This is a genomic window from Streptantibioticus silvisoli (assembly GCF_027947535.2).
Lineage (GTDB): Bacteria > Actinomycetota > Actinomycetes > Streptomycetales > Streptomycetaceae > Streptantibioticus_C > Streptantibioticus_C silvisoli.
In genome coordinates this window covers 100413-118513 of record NZ_JAAGKO020000001.1, presented here as the reverse complement: position 1 = coordinate 118513, position 18101 = coordinate 100413, and the positions used below count along the sequence as shown (strand labels likewise).

Here is an 18101-nt window from a genome sequence, read left to right as displayed (position 1 = left end):
CACCGCGTTCACCGCGTTCACCGCGTTCACCGCGTTCACCGCGTTCACCGCGTTCACCGCGTTCACCGCGCCATCCACGCGTTCACCGCCGCCCCCGCCCGACCCGCCACGGCAGCGAACTCTTCGACCTCCGACCCGCCGAACCCGGCCACCTCGGCGTCGGTCCCGCTGACAGCGCCCGCCACGCACTGCGGGGCAAGGCAAGTCAGGCGAGGCAAGACAAGTCAAGGCAAGACAAGGCGAGGCAGGGTAAAAGAAGGCAAGGCAAGACAAGGCGAGGCAGGACGAAGGTGCCGGTGCGACGACCTGTCGCCCCGTGTCGGGGCGCGGATATGATCCTCCGTCACCTGCCCCGACACACGAAGAGGTTCTCGATGAACAGGGTCCGGAAGAGCGTGTGGGGCCGCGGGCGGCGCGGTGCTGTGGCCGCCGCCGTGGCGATGGCCGCGGGGGCCGCGGTGCTCGGCGTGTCCGGTGCCGCCCAGGCGGCGGACGTGGAGATCACGCCCGCCGCCTCGGCCGTGACCGCCAGCAGCAACGACGGCGACGTACCGGGCAACGTGGTGGACGGCGACTACTCGACGCGCTGGTCGGGCCAGGGCGACGGCGCGTGGCTGCAACTGGACCTCGGCACGGTGCACACCGTCACGCACATCAAGCTTGCCGTCTACCAGGGCGACTCGCGCGAGAACGTCTTCCAGCTCCAGTACTGGGACGGCAGCGCCTGGCAGACGGCGTACAACGGGCGCAGCAGCGGGACGTCGACCGCGCTGGAGTCGTTCACCTTCCCCGCTGTGCAGACGTCGTGGGTCCGTTACGTCGGCGACGGTTACGTACTGGACAGCGACGGGACGGCCGGCACGTGGAACAGCCTGACGGAGGTCGAGGTCTGGGGCGGTGCCGCGACCGGCGGCGGTGGCGGGGGCGGCACGGCGACGGTGCCGGGGCAGGTGCTCGACCTGACGAACTGGAAGGAGACGCTGCCGACCGGGCCGTCCGAGGACCCGACCGAGATCGGCCAGCCGCAACTGGCCACCTACGACGACGACCCGTACTTCACCGTGGCGCCGGGCGGCACCGCCGTGCAGTTCCGCGCCGGGGTCAACGGCGTGACGACCAGCGGCTCGGGCTACCCCCGCTCGGAATTGCGTGAGATGACGAACGGCGGTGCCGACGAGGCGAGTTGGTCGGCGACCTCGGGCACCAGCACCCTGACGGTCAAGGAGGCGTTCACCCACCTGCCGAACACCAAACCGCAGGTCGTCGGCGCCCAGATCCACAATGCCTCCGACGACGTCAGTGTCTTCCGTCTGGAAGGCACCGACCTCTACGTCACCGACGGCGACGACACCCACCACAAGCTCGTGACCAGCAGCTACCAGCTCGGCACCCCGTACCAGGCCGAGTTCGTCGTCAGCGGCGGCACCATCAAGGCGTACTACAACGGCACGCTGGAGACGACGATCGCCTACACCGGCTCCGGCAACTACTTCAAGACCGGCGCCTACGTCCAGGCCAACTGCACCAACTCCTCCCCGTGCAGCGCGAGCAACTACGGCGAGGTCGACGTCTACGACGTCACCGTCAGCCACACGTAGCCCACGGCGAAATCCCACCGGTCGCCGGTGCCGGTGCCGGGAGGGGTATCGGTGCCGACCCGGCGAAGGGGTGCCCCGGCCACGGGCGACGCGGGCGGGGTGCCGCAGCCTGTCCTGCGCCCCCGGGGGTGCCGCGCAGCGGGGTTGCGCCCGGGACCACGCCTCCCCGGCGGCGTGGTGGGCGCCTACGCTGTCCGCGTGGGCAAGATCCTGATCACCGGCATGTCGGGCGTCGGCAAGTCGACGGCACTCCAACTGCTGCGGCTGCGCGGGCACCGCACGGTGGACACCGATACGGACGTGTGGAGCCGTTGGGTCACCACGCCGGACGGCTCCCCCGACTGGGTCTGGCGCGAGCAGGCCATCACCGACCTGTTGGCCGGCCACGCCACGGGCAGCCTCTTCGTGGCGGGCTGCAAGACCAACCAGGGCCGGTTCTACCCCTCGTTCGACCAGGTCGTGCTGCTCAGCGCCCCCGCGGAGGTCCTGCTGGTCCGCATCGCGGCACGCACCGGCAACCCCTACGGCAAACGTCCCGAAGAACGCAACGCCGTTCTGCACCACCTGGCCACCGTCGAGCCGCTGCTCCGCGCCACAGCCACCCACGAGCTGGACGCGACCGCACCCGTCGAGATCGTCGTGCGGCAACTGGAAGAACTCGCCGGGCACTGAATTCGGTTGCCGGCGGTCGCGATCCGGCGCGGGGTGCGCTGCCCACAACGGGCGGGACGGCCGGCAACCCCGGGGCAGGAGCAACGCGCCGCCTGCCGCACCGGCCGGGCGGCCGACCTCAAGTGGGTTTTGCCCGCTGGTCGGTTCAGGCCACCGGGCGACCCCCGGCCGTGCGCGGGGCGTTGTGATGTTCCCGGGTTCATCGAAACGGATTGTTCGGGCGATCGGCCAGGCAACGCCGACCGGAACCCGTATCTCCGGCGGACTTCCCTCCGGACTCCGCCGCCGAGGTGATCCGGTCTCGCGGAATCCGGCGGTCACTTCCCGCGTTCCCCCGGGGCCGGACCAACCGGTTCCGTTTCTACCGTGATCCCTTGAGCGGTGGGCCGAACAGGCTGCTCACCGCTCGCGGCGTCGTCCTCCCCGGCCACTGTGGCTGAGAACGCGCTCTTCCTCGACCAGGGACCTTTGCTCACCCTGGGACCAGGGGAAAGCCGAGGGTGCCGAGGGGAATCCGCCATGGCCGGACCACTTCATGTTCCCGTACTTCCGACCCGGCCGCATGCCGCAGATGCCTACCGTCGACTCCATCCGGACGTTCAACGGGCTGTCGCGCCGTTGTGGACCCTTCCGCCGCACGCCGGCCTGCCGCCGTCCGCGCTCGCCGTCGCGCTGGAGAAGGACCTGGCCGTCGTGGCCCAGGTCCAGCGTTACTCCCCGGCCTGGTTCGACGCGCCGTTCGCGGACGAGACACAGACGGGCGCGATCGCCTCGATCCTGCGCAAGGCCGCTGCCACCGGCCCGCTGCGGCTCGTGACAGGGCCGGGACGACCCTTGGCCCAGCAGGTGTCGGCGCTGGAGACGGCCCTGCGCTCCGGGAACGGGAACGGGATCGGTGTACGGGTCCGGGTACCGGGGGAGTGGGACTTCGCGGTGACCGAACAGGTGCGCGACCTGCTCGGGAGGGCGGGGCCGACCCTGCGCGTGGACCTTCTCCTGGACATGGCGGGTGTCCTCGCCGATCGGCCTGATGCCGGAAAGGAGGCGCTGCGGGCCCTGGACGCCCTCGTCCCCCTCGCGCCCTGGCGGACCGTCGCCACCATCGCCGGTGGAGTCCGCCCGGCCACCCTCGACATGGTGGACCCGGGGTTGCGCGAGGAGCCGCGCACGGAGTGGGAGATGTGGCGTGAAGTGGCCGACAGCGGTCGCGCCTGTCTGCCCCTGCTGACCTACGGTGACTACGGCGTTCTCTCCGCCGCGGCCCTGGCCCGTGATGCCCGGTCGGGGAACGGCGGACCGCCCTGGGGTGTCCTGCGCTATACCACCGAGCGGTCCCACGTCCTCGTCAAGACGCTGGCGAAAGGTGAAGGCCGTATCGCCCACAACCGCGCGGCGGCACAGCAGTTGACGGCGTTGCCTGATTTCCGCGGGGCGGTCGCCGGAGCCGCTGAAGTGTGGTTGCGCGATTGCGCGTCCGGCGTCGGCGGAACGGGAAACTTCGGGACCTGGAATTGGGTCGGCAACGCCCAACACATGACGTACGTCGTCAACAGCCTGCGCTTTGAGCAGTAGTAATCCTGCGGGCCCGCCGGCGCGGACGGGGCCGGCCGCCCGAGATGTGCTCACCGCGCTTCTCCCCCCACGGTGGGAGTCCGGCACACGGTCTCCTGCGCGGCGGTTCCGCGGCGCCGCCGACTCGCGGAAAGCCTGTCTTCGGTCCCCGGCGGAACAGGCGGTGCGACGCCGCCGGTCAACGGCAGAATCGCGACCCGCGACACCAGTTCCAACTCCCCCGGACACCTCCCGTGTTCCTGGCTTCGCTGTGACATTCCCACCAGCCTCCACACCTTTCGCTCCAGGCCGTCGCCTCTGCATAGTTCAGGGCCGCGTCACCTCGCGAAGAAGATGAACGAGAACGACGAACGAGAACGACGAACGAGGATGAGGAACGAAGAGGATGAACGGTGAGAGGGAACCGATGGACAGGGCGCCCGGGACGAGCCCCGCGGCTGCGGCGGGCAGTTGGCGGCTCGGCGACATGGAGGTCAACCGGATCGGCTTCGGCGCGATGCGTCTGACCGGGAGCGCGGCCTTCCATCTCGGCACCCCCAGCGACCGCGACCGGGCGCTGGAGGTGTTGCGCCGGGCCGTCGAACTCGGCGTCAACCACATCGACACCGCGGCGTTCTACTTCTCGCGGCTCCGCTCCGCCAACGAGCTGATCAACTCGGCGTTGTCGCCCTACCCGGACGACCTCGTCATCGCCACGAAGGTCGGGCCGGCCCGGACCGCCTCGGGGGAGTGGGCCGCCCCGGCGCGGCCCGACGAGCTGCGCGGCCAGGTCGAGGAGAACCTGCGCCAGCTCGGGCGCGACCACCTCGACCTGGTCAACCTGCGCGTCATGGGCCAGGACTCCGTCGCGGAACACTTCGGCGCCCTGGCCGACCTGCGCGAGGCCGGCCTCATCCGTCATCTCGGCGTCTCCGGCGTCCGGCCGCACCACCTCGCCGAGGCCCGGGCGATCGCGCCGGTGGTGTGCGTCCAGAACCAGTACGGGGTGGGCTCCCGGGACGCCGAGGAACTGGTGCGGCTCTGCGCGGCGCAACGCATCGCGTTCGTACCGTTCTTCTCCATCGCGGGGGACGGGCGCGCGGCGGGGGCGACCGGCACCGAGAGCGGTGAGGTGCTCGCGGTGGCCCGCGCGCACGGCGTGTCGCCCGCCCGGGTCCGGCTGGCATGGACCCTCCGGCAGGGCGACCACGTGCTGCCCATCCCCGGCACCGGCAACCCGGACCACCTCGTGGACAATCTCGCGGCGGCGACCCTGCACCTCACCGATGAGGAGGCGGCGCTCCTGTCCGCCGTTCGCGCGGCCTGAACCGCGCCCCGCCGACCCCTGATTGCCGAGCGCCGACCGGCTGGAGGTGCGAGGGTGGGCAGGAGTTCCGCCCATGGGTCGCAGGAGGTCGTTCGTGAGTACGCGTAGGTTGCGCCGGTCGCGGTGGGGAGTGCTCGTCGTCGCCGGTGCGGTGTCCTGTGCGGTGGCGGTCGCGCAGGCACCGCCGGCGGACGCACAGCCGGCCGGTGCCGGCGCGCGGGCGGAGTCCGGGCCTCCGGCGGGGCCGACCGGTCCCGGAGTGCCGATCCTGGAACCCGTCGTTCCGCCCGAGCAGGCAGGTGCGTTGATCGGCGGAGCCGTCCGGGAACTCGACTCCCGCCTGCCGCTCCGGGTACCGCAGCCGGACCCCGCTGATTCCTGTGCGGTGGTCGGCGCTTTCGGCGGCCGGGTGCAGCACGTGTCCGCGCTGCCACTGCTGCCGGAGCTGCTGTTCCTCCGCCCCGGGTACGAGTTCGGCCTGTCGGTGAACCTCACGATCGACTGCGAGGGCTTCAAGGCCGGGACTCCGCTCAGCGAACTTGCGGGCGATGTACGCCTGATCTGCCCGCAGCTGACGGCTCGTTACACGGTGGTCGTCAGCGACGGCACCGGGCGGGTCGTCAAGGGGGACACGCAACCGCCCACGCCGCAGGTGTGCCGGCTGACTCCGCACGGCTCGGCCGACTTCGACATCGCCGCAACCCGTGCCCACCAGGCCGGAGCGGACCTGGCGATTCTCACCGCGACCATGACGGCGCTCATCCCGGCCGCACTCAACCAGATCCTCCAGGACGAACCCGGCGTCTTCGCACCGCAGGCCCGAGGCTGATGGCCGGGCGGGGCATTCCGAGGGCACCGAGGAGTCGGAGAGTACATGGGCATGCACGATGACCAAGTGGACGTGACGGCGGAGACCGTGGCCGTCCTGGTCCAGGAGCAGTTCCCCCAGTGGGGCGACCAGGAGATCCGGCTCCTGAAGTCGTCCGGAACGGTCAACACGATCTTCCGTATCGGGGACGGCCTCTCGGCGCGTTTTCCGCTGCGCCTGGCCGACGCCGCCGAGAAACGGACGGTGCTTGAACAAGAGGCTCTGGCGAGTGCGGAGTTGGCACGGGTCTCGCCGTTCCCCACCCCGGAACCCGCGGCACTGGGGGAGCCCGGGGCCGGTTACCCCATGCCGTGGTCGGTCCAGACGTGGCTGCCGGGAACGGTCGCGTCGGAGGCCGATCCGAGCGGGTCGAACGCTTTCGCACGCGACCTCGCCACGTTCATCGCGGCCCTGCGGAAAGCCGGGACGCGGGGTCGGCGGTTCGGCGGCGAAGGCCGTGGCGGCGATCTCACCCACCATGACGAGTGGATGGCGGAGTGCTTCGAGCGGAGCGAGGACCTGCTCGACGTGCCCCGGTTGCGCCAGGTGTGGTGCCGGCTGCGGGAGTTGCCACGTAAGGGCGATGACGTGATGGCTCACGGTGACTTGATTCCGGGCAACCTACTGGTCACCGGCGGCCGGCTCAGCGGTGTACTCGACGCCGGCGGCTTCGGCCCGGCGGACCCCGCGCTGGATCTGGTCGGCGCGTGGCACCTGCTGGAACGGGGGCCGCGTGAGGTGCTGCGACGGGCCCTGGGCTGTGACGACCTGGAGTGGGAGCGCGGGAAGGCCTGGGCCTTCGAGCAGTCGATGGGTGCCGTCTGGTACTACGTTGAGAGCAATCCGACGATGAGCACGATGGGGCGGCGGACGCTCGACCGAATTCTGGGGTCGATGGAGTGATGGCGTCCCCGGGGTTCCCGTCGGGCCGGCCGGCCGTCCGGGGCGATGGAGCGATGGCGGTCGGTAACCGGCAGTACCGGCACGGCATATGACGCAGCGTCAGGCATCTGGTGCCGCATCGATGGCGACGAGTTCGACCTCGAAGCCGTCGTCGTTCTCCAGGTAGGCGGCGCAGTGCCCGGCGCCACCGGCGTGCGGGTGCCGGTCGGCGAACATCAAGTGCCATCCGTGGTGCACCGCTTCGGTGGCCAGCGCGTCGACCGCCGTCCTGTCCTCGACGTGGAACGCGAGGTGGTTCAGGCCCGGGCGGCACCGCTCGTGCCGGTCCGAGGTGAGGGCCGGGGACTGCTCGACGACCAGGTAGGCCGTTCCCAGCAGCCAACTGCGGCCGCCGTCCCACTCCTGGTGGAGCGTGTGCCCCAGGGCCTCCAGCAGCCAGCCGAAACTCACCACGGCACGGTCGAGGTCGGGCACCCACAGCTCGACATGATGCAGCGTCCCTGCGCGCGGACGACTCACGCCGCCGCCGCCACCACCCCCACCGCCGTTGCCGCCGCCAGCGCCGCGTCCGGCTTCCCCCGCGCTCCCGCGGGCCATCCCGTCGAGCAGGGAGCCGTCCCGCCCGGAGCTGTCGTCGTTGCCTGCCGTGTGCACGGGCGTGCCTTTCCTGGCCGGTGCTGCGAACGCCGGCCTGCTCGGTGATCGTCGGACGAAGTGCAACGCAGCCCTGTACGACCGCGTTCGCGGAGACACGCCGTTCGCAGCAGCCTCCGCCTCCATGGTTCCGTGCTCCAAAAGGGCGGAATCCCGGGGCCACGGTTTTCCCCGGACCACCGAAGGGGACACAAGCGGCCCGAGACCTTCAAGGACGGTGCACCGTGGCTCCACGACTGCCCGCGCAGGCGACGTTCGCGATGGGGGTGGCGGTGGCGATCCTGGCGGTCGGTGCCTGCGTCCCCGTCGCCGCGGCCCCGGGCGACCTGGTGGTGGGAACCGCCGGGCCGACGTGTGCGAACCCGCAGTTCGCGACGATCCAGGCGGCGGTGAACGCCGCCACCGCGGGCGCGACGATCCGGGTGTGCGCCGGAACGTATCCGGAGACCGTCGTGGTGGACAAACCACTGATCTTCCTCGGGGCCCAGGCCGGCGTCGACGCCCGTACCGGCCGTACGGTGGTGGGCGACGAGTCGGTGGTCGATTCCCCCACCGGTGACTTCAGCGTCCAGCCCGGCGTCGGCAACGTGACCATCGACGGATTCACCATCCGCGACGCCGGCACGCCCGTCCAGGACGCGGACGGCATCAGCGCCTTCCAGGGCGGCGGCAGCGGTTTCTCGTTCCTCGACAACATCATCGCCAACAACACCTACGGCATCAACTTCCAGTCGACCGGGGCGAGTCCGACGCTGGTGGAGCACAACCGCTTCGTGAACGACAACCAGACGGGAGCCGCCGGCGGAACGGGTGTCTTCGTCTCGAACGGGCCCGCCAACGAATCCACCATCACCCAGAACAGCTTCTCCGGCCACAGCTCCGCGGCGGTGAACACCACCGGAACCACGACGAACTTCTCCCGCGACCTGCTCATCACGGACAACACCAGCGTGGACGACGGCAACTTCGCGGTGGTGGTCAACACCACCGGCGGCGGTGTCGAGGGGAACACCATCACGCACACGGACCCCAACGACCCCACAGCGGGCAGTGCCGTCTTCATCGGCGGCAACACCGACGGACTGGTGGTCGACAGCAACACCATCGTCGGCGGTGCCGCGTCCGGCGTCCGGGTGACCAGCCTGTTCGGGGCACCGAGCACGGGTCTGAGCATCACCCGCAACAGCATCACCTCACGGCTCAACGGTGTCCGGGTCAGCGGCGGCCAGACCTCCGGACTGATCGACGGCAACTCCGTCACCGGCAGCAGCAACGACGGAATCCTGATCGACGCCGGCAACAGCGGACTGCGGGTCACGCGCAACACCGCCCACGCCAGCACGGTCTACGACTGCCAGGACAATTCCACCGGGACCGGCACGGCCGGCACGGCGAACCAGTGGACGGGCGACATCGGCGACACGAGCCTGCCGGTCGGCCTGTGCGCGGACCCGCCCGTGCTGACCATCGCCAAGACCCACAGCGGGGACTTCCGCCAGGGCCAGCGAGGTGCCACCTACACCCTCACGGTCGCCGACACCACCGGCGCGGGCCCGACCAACGGCACCACCGTCGCCCTCACGGACACCCTCCCCGCCGGGCTGACCGCCACCGCCGTCAGCGGCCCCGGCTGGACCTGCACGCTCGCCCCGCCGACCTGCTCACGGCAGGACGTCCTGGCCCCCGGCGCGGCGTACCCGCCCGTCACCCTCACCGTCCGCGTCGGGCGGCACGCACCCCGTCGGGTCATCAACACCGCGACGGTCTCCGGCGGCGGTGCCACCGCGGCCCGTACGGCACTGGATCCCACCACCGTCGAGCGCGACCGCCACCACCCCGACCATCACCGGCCCCAACGTCCGCGCCGCCGCCCGCACCACCACCCGGCCCGGCATCCGCACCGCCACCCGGTCCGCCGTCCGCACCGGCACCCGTACGGTCACCGACCCCACCGACTCCACCGACCCCACCGGCGGTCCGCGGGTGCGTAGCCGCCCTGGTCCGGGCTCCGTCGGATCGGTCCGAGCCGGGTTCGTCCGCACCCCGCCGGCGCCGGTTGCCCGGCAGGTCGTCCGGGGCCGCGGTGGCGTTCTTCGGGCTTCGGGCTCACGCCGTGTGGTGTGCGCGTGAGGGGGTGATCAGTTCCTCGGCGACCCACCGGGCCACGTTGTCGGGGTAGGGCGGTGCCAGTCCGAGGATGACGTGCGGGAAACCGGCGTCGAGCGCTTCACCGATCGCGTTCCGGGTCGCGCCGGGGTCGTCGTAGGAGACCGGCAGCACGATCGAACGGGTGATGGCGGCGGGGTCGCGCCCGATCTCGGCGCAGTAGCGGTCGAGCAACGCGCTGCGCTCGACGGCGTCGCGGATGTCGCCGCCGGGGATGTTCCACAGGTCGGCGTGCTCGGCGACCACGCGCAGCGTCGAGGACGCCCGTCCGCCGATGAGGATGGGCGGGTGGGGGCGCTGGACCGGCTTGGGGTTGCCGAACGCGCCGGTCAGCCGGACGTGGGTGCCGTCGAAGTCGAACGGCGCGGCCTCGGTCCACAGCCGCCGGATCACCGTGCACGCCTCGGCGAGGTCGCCCACCGCGTGCGCCGTGTCGTGGAAGGGCAGACCGTGGGCCGCGTACTCGCGCCGGGCGACCGGGTGGCCGGGGCGCGAGCCGACGCCGATGCCGAAGTCGAGCCGTCCGCCGGAGACGACGTCGACGGTCGCGGCGATCTTGGCCAGCACCGCGGGCGGCCGGAAGCGGTTGCTGGTCACCAGCACGCCCAGACGCAAGCGCCGGGTGTGCGCGGCGAGGGCCGACAGCAGCGTCCAGCCTTCGTAGGCCACCCCGTTCGGGTCGCCGCCGATCGGCATGAGGTGGTCGAACAGCCACGCGTGCTCGATCTCCGGGATGGCGTCGGCCTCCCGCCAGACCCGCAGGATGTCGTGGTAGTCGACCTGCGAGGGAGCCGTCATGATCCCGAAGCGGGGAGTGAGGGATGGCGTCATGGAAATGTGGGTCCTTCCAACTCGATGCCGGCGGTGCCGGACAGCACTGCGCCGCCGCCGGTGAGCGCGGTACGGCAGGTGTACGGGTCAGGCTTGATGTGAGTGGCGGGGGGAGGACGGTCGCCGCCTCGTAGCGGGTTCGGCGGAGGCCGTCCGGTGCGCGTAGGCGCGGGGGCCGCGCACCGGTATCGCGGCCGTACCGGCGCGGCCCACTCGCACCGCGCCCCCACGCCGTCTGCCGCCACCGTGCATCCCGCGCCGTCTGCCAGTACCGCGCACCCGCACCGCACCGCACCGCGTACCGTCGCCTCCGGCCCGCGCCGCGCATCCGCAGCGCACACCGTCGCCTCCGGCCCGCTCCGCATCCGCGCCGTGCAACGGCCCCCGCTCCCGGCCATACCCGCCTACTTGCTGTGCAGCGTTCCCAGCGCGTCGGGGTCCTCGTGCAGCGCGGTGGCCGCCGCCTGCCAGCCGGTGTCGCCGGGGGTGAGGGCGCTGCGCAGGAAGGCCGAAGTGAGTCGCTGGATCAGCGCGACGCGGGCGGGGCTCTCGTCGGTCGTCGCGGCGGCCTCGTAGCCGTTGACGCCGCCGAGCGAGTGCTCCGCCCCGAACAGCGTGAGCAGGCTCTTCCTGCCCGGGCTGTGGGTGTAGGCGTCGGTGAACCAGTCGGGTCCGCGGGTGGACAGCGCGGACTGGTCGTGGTCCCCGGCGACGATGAGAGCCGGCGCGGTCATCCGGTCGAAGGACGGCTTCATGAAGGAGAAGTTCTCCGCGGCGAACGGGGTCAGGTCGTCGCCCAGGCCGGGCAGGGCGAGCAGTACCCCCGCCGTGACGCGGGGGTCGGACATGTCCTCGCCCGGAACGCCGTCGGAGCCGAGGACGCGCGCGCCCAGCAGCGTGCTCGCCGTCTGGGCTCCCCAGGAGTGGCCGGCCACCGCGACGCGACCGTGGTCGAGGCGTCCGCCGAGGCCCGGTACGCGGGCCTGGAGAACGTCGAGTGCGTCCAGTACGCGCCGGAGGTCCTCGGTGCGGTAGCGCCAGATCCGCGGTGTGCGGGGGTCCTCGGCGGGCAGGGCGAGCGTCCTGGAGTCGAGGTGGGTGGGCCGCAGGACCACGAAGCCGTGTGCGGCCCAGAAGTCCGCGAGCGGCGCGTAGTCGTTCATCGACGAGCCGAAGCCGTGCGAGAAGACGACGACGGGCAGGTCACCGCCGGTCGCGGGGGCGGATACGCGGACCTGGAGCGCCTCGCCGCGGCCCGGCGCCGACAGGACGATCGGCCCCGCGGACACCACCGTGGCGGGTGCGTCCACGCTCTGCGGTGTCACGTGCGAAGGCGCGGTGTTCGATGCGGACATGGGAGTGCCTTCCGTAGCTTCGTTCTTCGTTCTTCGGCCCGGTGGTCCGGAAGTCCGGGGGGATCGCCGGCGTCCTGGGCCGGGCAGGTGCTGGTTCGGCGGTCGTTCCGACACCGGTCGTCGCCGGCCGCGGGTGTGCTGCGCCCGTGCGGAGCGGGACGGCGATGGCAGCGCGGTACCCCGGTCTGCCATCATGGGCGAAACGGAACCGTGTTCCACTAACAATACGGAACAGCGTTCCGCTTTGCAACGTCGTGGAGTGTGCGACGTCGCGGAGCGTGCGACAGCACAAAATGCGCAGCGTCACGGAAGGAGCGTCGCGGTGGACGACAGCGGGCGGGGTGCGGGAAGCGACGCCGGATCACGGCGCAAGGACGCCCGGCGCAACCGCCAGACCCTGCTGGAGGCGGCCGCCACGGTCTTCGTCGCCTCGGGCGTGGAAGCGCCGGTGCGCGACATCGCGGCCGAGGCCGGCGTCGGGATGGGCACGATCTACCGCCACTTCCCCACCCGGGCGGACCTCGTCATCGCCGTCTACCGCCACCAGGTCGACGCCTGCGCCGAAGCCGGCCCGGTCCTGCTGGCGGCCGGCCCGACACCGCACGCCGCGCTCGGACGCTGGGTCGACCACTTCGTGGACTTCCTGGTCACCAAGCACGGCCTCGCGTCGGCACTCCAGAACGACAACGCCGGCTTCGAGACGCTGCACGCCTACTTCCTCGACCGGCTCGTGCCGGTGTGCGCCCAGCTCCTCGCCGCCGCCACCGCCGCCGGTGAGATCCGCACCGACCTCGACGCCCTGCACCTCATGCACGGCATCGGAAACCTCTGCATCGGCGCCGACACCGACCCCCACTACGACGCGCGCCGCCTGGTCGCCCTCCTCATCGCCGGGCTGCGCCAACCGTGTTGAACGCGGCGCCGGCCAACGACGGTGCCCGACCGATCCGTTGCCCGGCCCGGCAAGCCGGTGCCGGTCAGCCCGTGCCCGTCCCCCGGCCGGCGTGGGCGGCGTGCAGGCGGGCGTACAGGCCGCCCAGGGCGAGGAGTTCGGCGTGCGTTCCGCGTTCGACGACGGCACCCTCGTCCATCACCAGGATGAGGTCCGCCTTTCTGATGGTGGACAGCCGGTGGGCGATGACGAACGTGGTGCGTCCCGCGCTCAGCCGTTCGGTGGCCCGCTGGATCAGCAGTTCGGTGCGGGTGTCGACGGCGCTGGTGGCCTCGTCCAGCAGCAGGATGGGCGGGTCGGCCAGGAACGCCCGTGCGATGGTGAGGAGTTGGCGCTCACCGGCGCTGACTCCGGCGCCGTCGTCCGCCAGGACGGTGTCGTAGCTGTCCGGCAGCGTGCGGATGAAGTGGTCGGCCGCCGCCGCCCGGGACGCCGCCTCGATCTCCTCCCGCGTCACCAGCCGGGAGACGCCGTAGGCGATGTTGTCGGCGACGGTGCCGGCGAACAGCCAGGTGTCCTGGGGCACCGTGCCGAAGTGGGAACGCAGCGCGTGACGGGTCATCGCGGCGGCGTCCGCGCCGTCGATCAGGATGCGTCCGCCGGTCACCTCGTAGAAGCGCATGAGCAGGTTGACGAGCGTGGTCTTGCCCGCGCCCGTCGATCCGACGACGGCGACGGTGCGGCCCGCCGGGACGTCCAGGTCGATGCCGCGCAGCAGCGGGCGCCCCGGTTCGTAGCCGAAGGAGACGTTCTCCAGGGTGACGCGGCCGCGCGGCTGCGGCGGTGCCGTGCTGGCGGGCGGGTCCGGGGTCTCCTCCGGTGCGTCGAGGAACTCGAAGATCCGCTCCGCCGAGGCGACACCGGACTGCATGACGTTGCCGAGCGCGGCCAGTTGGGACAGCGGGCCGCTGAACTGCCAGGCGTACTGGATGAACGCCTGCACCTCGCCGATGCTCAGGGTGCCGGAGGCCACCCGCAGCCCGCCGACCACCGCGATCAGCACGTAGTCGACGTTGTTGACGAAGCTCATCACCGGCTGGGTCAGACCGCTCAGGAACTGCGCCCGGAAGCCGGCGAGCAGCAGGGCGCGGTTGCGTTCGCCGAACTCCCGCACCGCGTCGGGCCCCCGGCCGGAGGACCTGACGAGGGCGTGGCCGCTGTACATCTCCTCGACGTAGGCGCTCAGTTCGCCGGTCGACTGCCACTGGCGGGCGAACTGCGGCTGGGCCCGGCGGCCGACCGCGAGCGCGCCGAGCAGGGCCAGCGGCACGGTGACCAGCGCGATCACCGCCAGCAGCGGGGAGATCCACATCATCATGACGATGATGCCGAGCACCAGCAGCAGGGAGTTGGTGACCTGGCTGAGGGTCTGCTGGAGCGACTGGGAGAGGTTGTCGACGTCGTTGGTGACCCGGGCGAGCACCTCGCCGCGCTGCTGCCGGTCGAAGTAGGACAGCGGCAGGCGCGACAGCTTCGTCCCGGCCTCCTGGCGCAGGGCCGACACGGCGTGCTGGATGACCCGGGTGGTCAGCCGCCCCTGGAGGATCCAGCACAGCCCGGAGACCGCGTACACCGCGAGCGTGACCGCCAGCGTCACGGTCACCGCGTGGTAGTCGATGCCCCGGCGGCGGTCGCCGCCGAGGGTGCCGGAGAAGATCAGGTCCGTGGTGTGGCCCAGCAGGCGCGGACCGCACACGTTGAGCAGGATGCTGGTCAGGCCGAGGGCCGCGATGCCGGTGATCAGCCGCCGGAAGGACACCAGGCGCCGCAGCACCCGGGCGGCCGACGGGCCGAAGGCGGCCGGCCTGGTCCGCGGCGTGCCGGTGGCGGGCCCCTTCGCGGGCACTGCGGGCGCCGCGGGCGCCGTGGCGCGTGGCCGTCTCATCGTGACACCGGCTCACCGGGACGCGACGGGTCCCCGTCGGGGAACTGCGAGACGACCATCTCGCGGTAGGTCGCGTTGTGCTCCAGCAGCTCGCGGTGCGTTCCCGCACCGCTGACGCGGCCCTCGTCGAGCACCACGATGCGGTCGGCCGCCATCGCGGCGCCGATGCGCTGGGTGACCAGCAGAACGGTGCCGTCGCCCACCTCACGGGCGAGCGAGGCGCGCACCGCCAGCTCGGTGGCCTGGTCGAGCGCGGAGAAGGGGTCGTCGAGCAGGTAGACGCGGGGCCGCTGCACCAGGACCCTGGCCATCGCCAGGCGTTGCCGCTGACCCCCGGAGAAGTTCGAGCCCCCCTGGGCCACCGCCGCGCCGAGTCCGCCGTCCAGCGCCCGCACGAAGTGCTCGGCCTCCGCCGCCCGCAGCGCCCGCCACAGGTCCTCGTCGGTGGCCGCGGGCCGTCCGTAGCGGAGGTTGGACGCGACCGTGCCGGACAGCAGCAGCGCGCCCTGCGGTACGAGCCCCACCGTGCGGGCCAGTACGGCCGGGTCGATGTCGCGCACGTCCTGACCGCCGACCAGCACCTGTCCGGACGTGACGTCGGCGAGCCGGGCGACCAGGGACAGCACGGTCGACTTGCCGCTGCCGGTCGATCCCACGACGGCGACGGTCCTGCCGGGTTCCGCGACCAGGTCGATGTCGCGCAGCACCGGCTCCTGGGCGCCGGGGTGGGTGAAGACCGCGCCGGTGATCCGTACGCCCCGGCCGGGATCGAGGTCGCGCACCGGGACCGCCGGGGGCGTGAGCTCCGGCGCGGTCGACAGCACCTGCGTGATCCGCTCGGCGCACACCTGGGCGCGCGGCAGCATGGCGAACGCGGTGGTGGCGGAGACGACCGCCACGAGGATCTGCGTGAGATAGCTGAGGAACGCGGTGACCGCGCCGAGCGGCATGCTGCCGGAGCCGACCCGGTGGGCCGCCCACAGCAGCAGCGGCACCGCGGTCAGGTTCACCAGCGTCTGGGCCAGCGGGAACATCAGCGTGGTGAGCCGGCCGGCCCGCAGCGCGGAGTCGGTGAGCGCGTCGTTGGCGGCGGCGAACCGGGCCCGCTCGACGTCCTCCTTCCGGAAGGCGCGGACGATCCGCAGGCCGGTGATCTGCTCGCGCAGAATCCGGTTGACCGTGTCGATGCCGCCCTGAAGGACGCGGAAGACCGGCTGCATCCGGCGCACGATCGCCAGGATCACCACCGTCAGCACCGGGACCTCGACCACCAGGACGCAGGCGAGCGGCACGTCCTGGCGCAGTGCCATCAGGATGCCGCCCACGCAGGTGACCGGCGCGGACAGCGCGACCGCCAGGCAGGTCTGGGTGAAGACCTGGACCTGCTGCACGTCGTTGATCGTGCGGGTGACCAGCGACGGGATGCCGTGCCGGGCGAACTCCCGGGTGGAGAAGGCGTGCACCAGCCCGAAGACCGCCTCGCGGATGTCGTGCCCGACGCAGCCGGAGATCCAGGAGCTGAGGCCGGCCACCGTGACGAGCGCCGCCATCTGCACCAGGGCCAGCGCGAGCATGAGCGGCAGCTGGGCGGTGATGTACCCCGTGTCGCCCCGCAGCACGCCGTGGTCGATCAGGTCGGCGTTGACCGCCGGCAGGTACAGCATGCAGGCGCACTGGAGCAGCTGCATGGCCAGCAGGGCGGCCAGCGGCAGCCGGTGGCGGCGCAGCAGCCGGCGCAGCAACGTGCCCAGCGGCGTGCCGGCGGCGGGGGGAGCGGTGGTCATGGTCTCCGTCAGGGCTCTCGTCTCCTCGTACCCGGCTCAGACGGCCGCGCGGGGACCGGGGACGTTGCTCCGCGCGGTGACGTCCTTGTTGCGGGCGGGGTCGAACAGCCGGGTGGTGAAGTCGCTCTCCCAGCGGTGGACCTGTCCGTCGAAGGCGCCGTACTCGTCGAGGGTGGCGGCGTCGGCCACCGGGAAGCCGTCGGCCAGGGCGGCGGGCACCGCGTCCGGGTACAGCAGCGCCGTGTGGTGCAGGGCCCAGGCGACCGACCCGGCGCAGTCGTAGACGTCGACCCGGCGCCGGAACTCCTCGGCGACGTCCTCATCCGCGGCGCGCAGCAGTTCGGCCAGCTCCAGGAACTTCAGCAGCGTCAGGTCCTTGCCGATCTCGATGTAGTACAACGTGGTGGCCTCGACGTGCAGTTGCACGCACGCGTCGATCAGCTGGTCGGTGCGGTCCATCACGAACGACGGCTCGCCGTAGACCGTGCGCCGCACCCGCCGGTCGAGGAAGTCGCCGACGTCCGCCTCGACGCCCGAACTGACCTGGAACAGGCTGGTGCACGGGTCGATGATGAACAGCTCGACGTCGTCACGGTGCGAGAGCTTGACGAACGGCAGGGCCACGTTGGTGAGTTTGGTGCGCCAGAACAACTGCGTCCTGCGGTCGAACGGTTCGATCCGCTCACCGTTCTGCGACTGGCGCCCCTGCGCGTAGCCGAGGTCGGTGAGCGCGTCGGCGACCCGGGCGAGGGTGTCGCGGCGCAGCAGCAGGTCCAGGTCCCCGACCCGCCGGGCCCCCGGGTCGCCGTACACCGTGTCGACCAGCGGCTGCCCCTTGCGGATGGCGTAGGCGATCCCCGCGTCGTCGACGGCGCGCAGCACCTTGGCGTACTCGTCGGCGAGGGCCTGGTTGCGGCGCCGGTTGCCCTCGTAGGCGTACGAGTAGATCCACCGGTAGGGGGCCAGCGGCCGGCCCTCGTCGGACTGGGCGAGCCGGTGGCGGATCAGGTTGCGGCCCACCAGCGGCAGGACGCCGTGCCGCCCGGCGAGGTCGACGAAGCGGCCCCAGTCCAGGCCGGCGCCGTGCGTGCCCAGGACGTCGCGCACCCGCGCGCACACCTCCTGGGTCAGGCGGGGCCGGGCGAGGGCGAGCAGCAGCTCGTCGGCCAGGCGTTCCGGGGAGGAGTCCGCGCGGAACGCGGGGACGGGCGGCTGGTCGGGGCGGACGGCCATGTGCGGTTCCGATCGGTCGGGGTGGACGGGGCGGGGCGCGGCATCCGTCACGCGGGGGCGGCGCCGTCGCCGGCGGCCGAGGCCATCAACTGCCAGACGGCCAGGGGGTCCTGGAAGCTGGTCTGCTCGAGCAGCTCGTCCGGGATGGTGACGCCGAGCAGTTCCTCCAGGTCCATCAGCAGGCCGACGGTCGCCAGCGAGTCCAGACCGTGGTCGGCGAGGTTCAGGCCGGGGTCGAGGGGCGCGTCCGCGTCGAGCAACGGCAGGTTGGCGCGCAGCAGCTTCTCGAACTCCGGGGGCCAGGGGGCTTCCCGCACAGGTG

The 18101-nt window shown here is 72.0% G+C and carries 15 protein-coding genes; 8 read left to right on the top strand and 7 right to left on the bottom strand.

The annotated features are described in order from the left end of the window. Positions 1–374: 374 nt before the first annotated feature. From POF43_RS00420 to POF43_RS00395, 6 genes are all read left to right on the top strand, one after another. Complete coding sequence (locus POF43_RS00420) at positions 375–1598, top strand: polysaccharide lyase family 7 protein (protein WP_271322254.1); 1224 nt, start codon at positions 375–377, stop codon at positions 1596–1598. 198 nt (positions 1599–1796) lie between these two features. After that, complete coding sequence (locus tag POF43_RS00415) at positions 1797–2270, top strand: ATP-binding protein (RefSeq protein WP_271322253.1); 474 nt, start codon at positions 1797–1799, stop codon at positions 2268–2270. A gap of 519 nt (positions 2271–2789) precedes the next feature. Then, positions 2790–3842, top strand: a complete 1053-nt coding sequence (locus tag POF43_RS00410; RefSeq protein WP_271322252.1) for a beta family protein — start codon at positions 2790–2792, stop codon at positions 3840–3842. 385 nt (positions 3843–4227) lie between these two features. Continuing rightward, on the top strand, positions 4228–5148 hold the full coding sequence (locus tag POF43_RS00405; protein ID WP_271322251.1) for an aldo/keto reductase: 921 nt from the start codon (positions 4228–4230) through the stop codon (positions 5146–5148). A 94-nt stretch (positions 5149–5242) separates the two neighbouring features. Beyond that, on the top strand, positions 5243–5977 hold the full coding sequence (locus tag POF43_RS00400) for a hypothetical protein (RefSeq protein ID WP_271322250.1): 735 nt from the start codon (positions 5243–5245) through the stop codon (positions 5975–5977). 45 nt (positions 5978–6022) lie between these two features. Then, positions 6023–6919 carry an aminoglycoside phosphotransferase family protein gene (locus tag POF43_RS00395; protein ID WP_271322249.1) on the top strand — a complete coding sequence of 299 codons (897 nt, stop codon included), beginning with the start codon at positions 6023–6025 and terminating at the stop codon, positions 6917–6919. A 99-nt stretch (positions 6920–7018) separates the two neighbouring features. On the opposite strand, the gene POF43_RS00390 is transcribed toward POF43_RS00395, so the two are convergent. Next, positions 7019–7438 (bottom strand): VOC family protein, encoded by a 420-nt coding sequence (locus POF43_RS00390; protein WP_271322256.1) that lies wholly within the window; start codon positions 7436–7438, stop codon positions 7019–7021. 359 nt (positions 7439–7797) lie between these two features. On the opposite strand from POF43_RS00390, the gene POF43_RS00385 reads away from it, so the two are divergent. Next, positions 7798–9564, top strand: coding sequence for a right-handed parallel beta-helix repeat-containing protein (locus tag POF43_RS00385; protein WP_271322248.1), 1767 nt, complete (start codon positions 7798–7800; stop codon positions 9562–9564). A 115-nt stretch (positions 9565–9679) separates the two neighbouring features. Here the strand turns inward: POF43_RS00385 and POF43_RS00380 are convergent, their stop codons facing one another. Next, complete coding sequence (locus tag POF43_RS00380; protein ID WP_271322247.1) at positions 9680–10570, bottom strand: LLM class flavin-dependent oxidoreductase; 891 nt, start codon at positions 10568–10570, stop codon at positions 9680–9682. 404 nt (positions 10571–10974) lie between these two features. Further along, entirely contained in the window at positions 10975–11925 is a 951-nt protein-coding gene (locus POF43_RS00375; protein ID WP_271322246.1) for an alpha/beta hydrolase family protein, read from the bottom strand. Between the two features lie 322 nt (positions 11926–12247). Between POF43_RS00375 and POF43_RS00370 the strand changes: the two genes are divergently transcribed. Continuing rightward, positions 12248–12838: a TetR/AcrR family transcriptional regulator gene (locus tag POF43_RS00370; protein ID WP_271322245.1), complete on the top strand. Its 591-nt coding sequence runs from the start codon at positions 12248–12250 to the stop codon at positions 12836–12838. Between the two features lie 64 nt (positions 12839–12902). On the opposite strand, the gene POF43_RS00365 is transcribed toward POF43_RS00370, so the two are convergent. The 4 genes from POF43_RS00365 to POF43_RS00350 are packed head-to-tail and all read right to left on the bottom strand — an operon-like array spanning position 12903 to position 18096. Beyond that, entirely contained in the window at positions 12903–14762 is a 1860-nt protein-coding gene (locus POF43_RS00365; RefSeq protein ID WP_372515734.1) for an ABC transporter ATP-binding protein, read from the bottom strand. After that, positions 14759–16546 (bottom strand): ABC transporter ATP-binding protein, encoded by a 1788-nt coding sequence (locus POF43_RS00360; RefSeq protein WP_271322244.1) that lies wholly within the window; start codon positions 16544–16546, stop codon positions 14759–14761. The genes POF43_RS00365 and POF43_RS00360 overlap by 4 nt, the downstream gene beginning before the upstream one ends. Before the next feature lie 36 nt (positions 16547–16582). Next, positions 16583–17779, bottom strand: a complete 1197-nt coding sequence (locus tag POF43_RS00355; RefSeq protein ID WP_271322243.1) for a nucleotidyltransferase family protein — start codon at positions 17777–17779, stop codon at positions 16583–16585. 47 nt (positions 17780–17826) lie between these two features. Next, positions 17827–18096 (bottom strand): phosphopantetheine-binding protein, encoded by a 270-nt coding sequence (locus POF43_RS00350; RefSeq protein WP_271312705.1) that lies wholly within the window; start codon positions 18094–18096, stop codon positions 17827–17829. Positions 18097–18101: the final 5 nt, after the last annotated feature.

Bases quoted from the DNA above. Each gene is read 5' to 3' on its own strand.
- POF43_RS00420 (WP_271322254.1), top strand. From the start codon at position 375: ATGAACAGGGTCCGGAAGAGCGTGTGGGGCCGCGGGCGGCGCGGTGCT.
- POF43_RS00410 (WP_271322252.1), top strand. From the start codon at position 2,790: ATGGCCGGACCACTTCATGTTCCCGTACTTCCGACCCGGCCGCATGCC.
- POF43_RS00405 (WP_271322251.1), top strand. From the start codon at position 4,228: ATGAACGGTGAGAGGGAACCGATGGACAGGGCGCCCGGGACGAGCCCC.
- POF43_RS00395 (WP_271322249.1), top strand. From the start codon at position 6,023: ATGGGCATGCACGATGACCAAGTGGACGTGACGGCGGAGACCGTGGCC.
- POF43_RS00380 (WP_271322247.1), bottom strand. From the start codon at position 10,570: ATGACGCCATCCCTCACTCCCCGCTTCGGGATCATGACGGCTCCCTCG.
- POF43_RS00375 (WP_271322246.1), bottom strand. From the start codon at position 11,925: ATGTCCGCATCGAACACCGCGCCTTCGCACGTGACACCGCAGAGCGTG.
- POF43_RS00365 (WP_372515734.1), bottom strand. From the start codon at position 14,762: ATGAGACGGCCACGCGCCACGGCGCCCGCGGCGCCCGCAGTGCCCGCG.
- POF43_RS00360 (WP_271322244.1), bottom strand. From the start codon at position 16,546: ATGACCACCGCTCCCCCCGCCGCCGGCACGCCGCTGGGCACGTTGCTG.
- POF43_RS00355 (WP_271322243.1), bottom strand. From the start codon at position 17,779: ATGGCCGTCCGCCCCGACCAGCCGCCCGTCCCCGCGTTCCGCGCGGAC.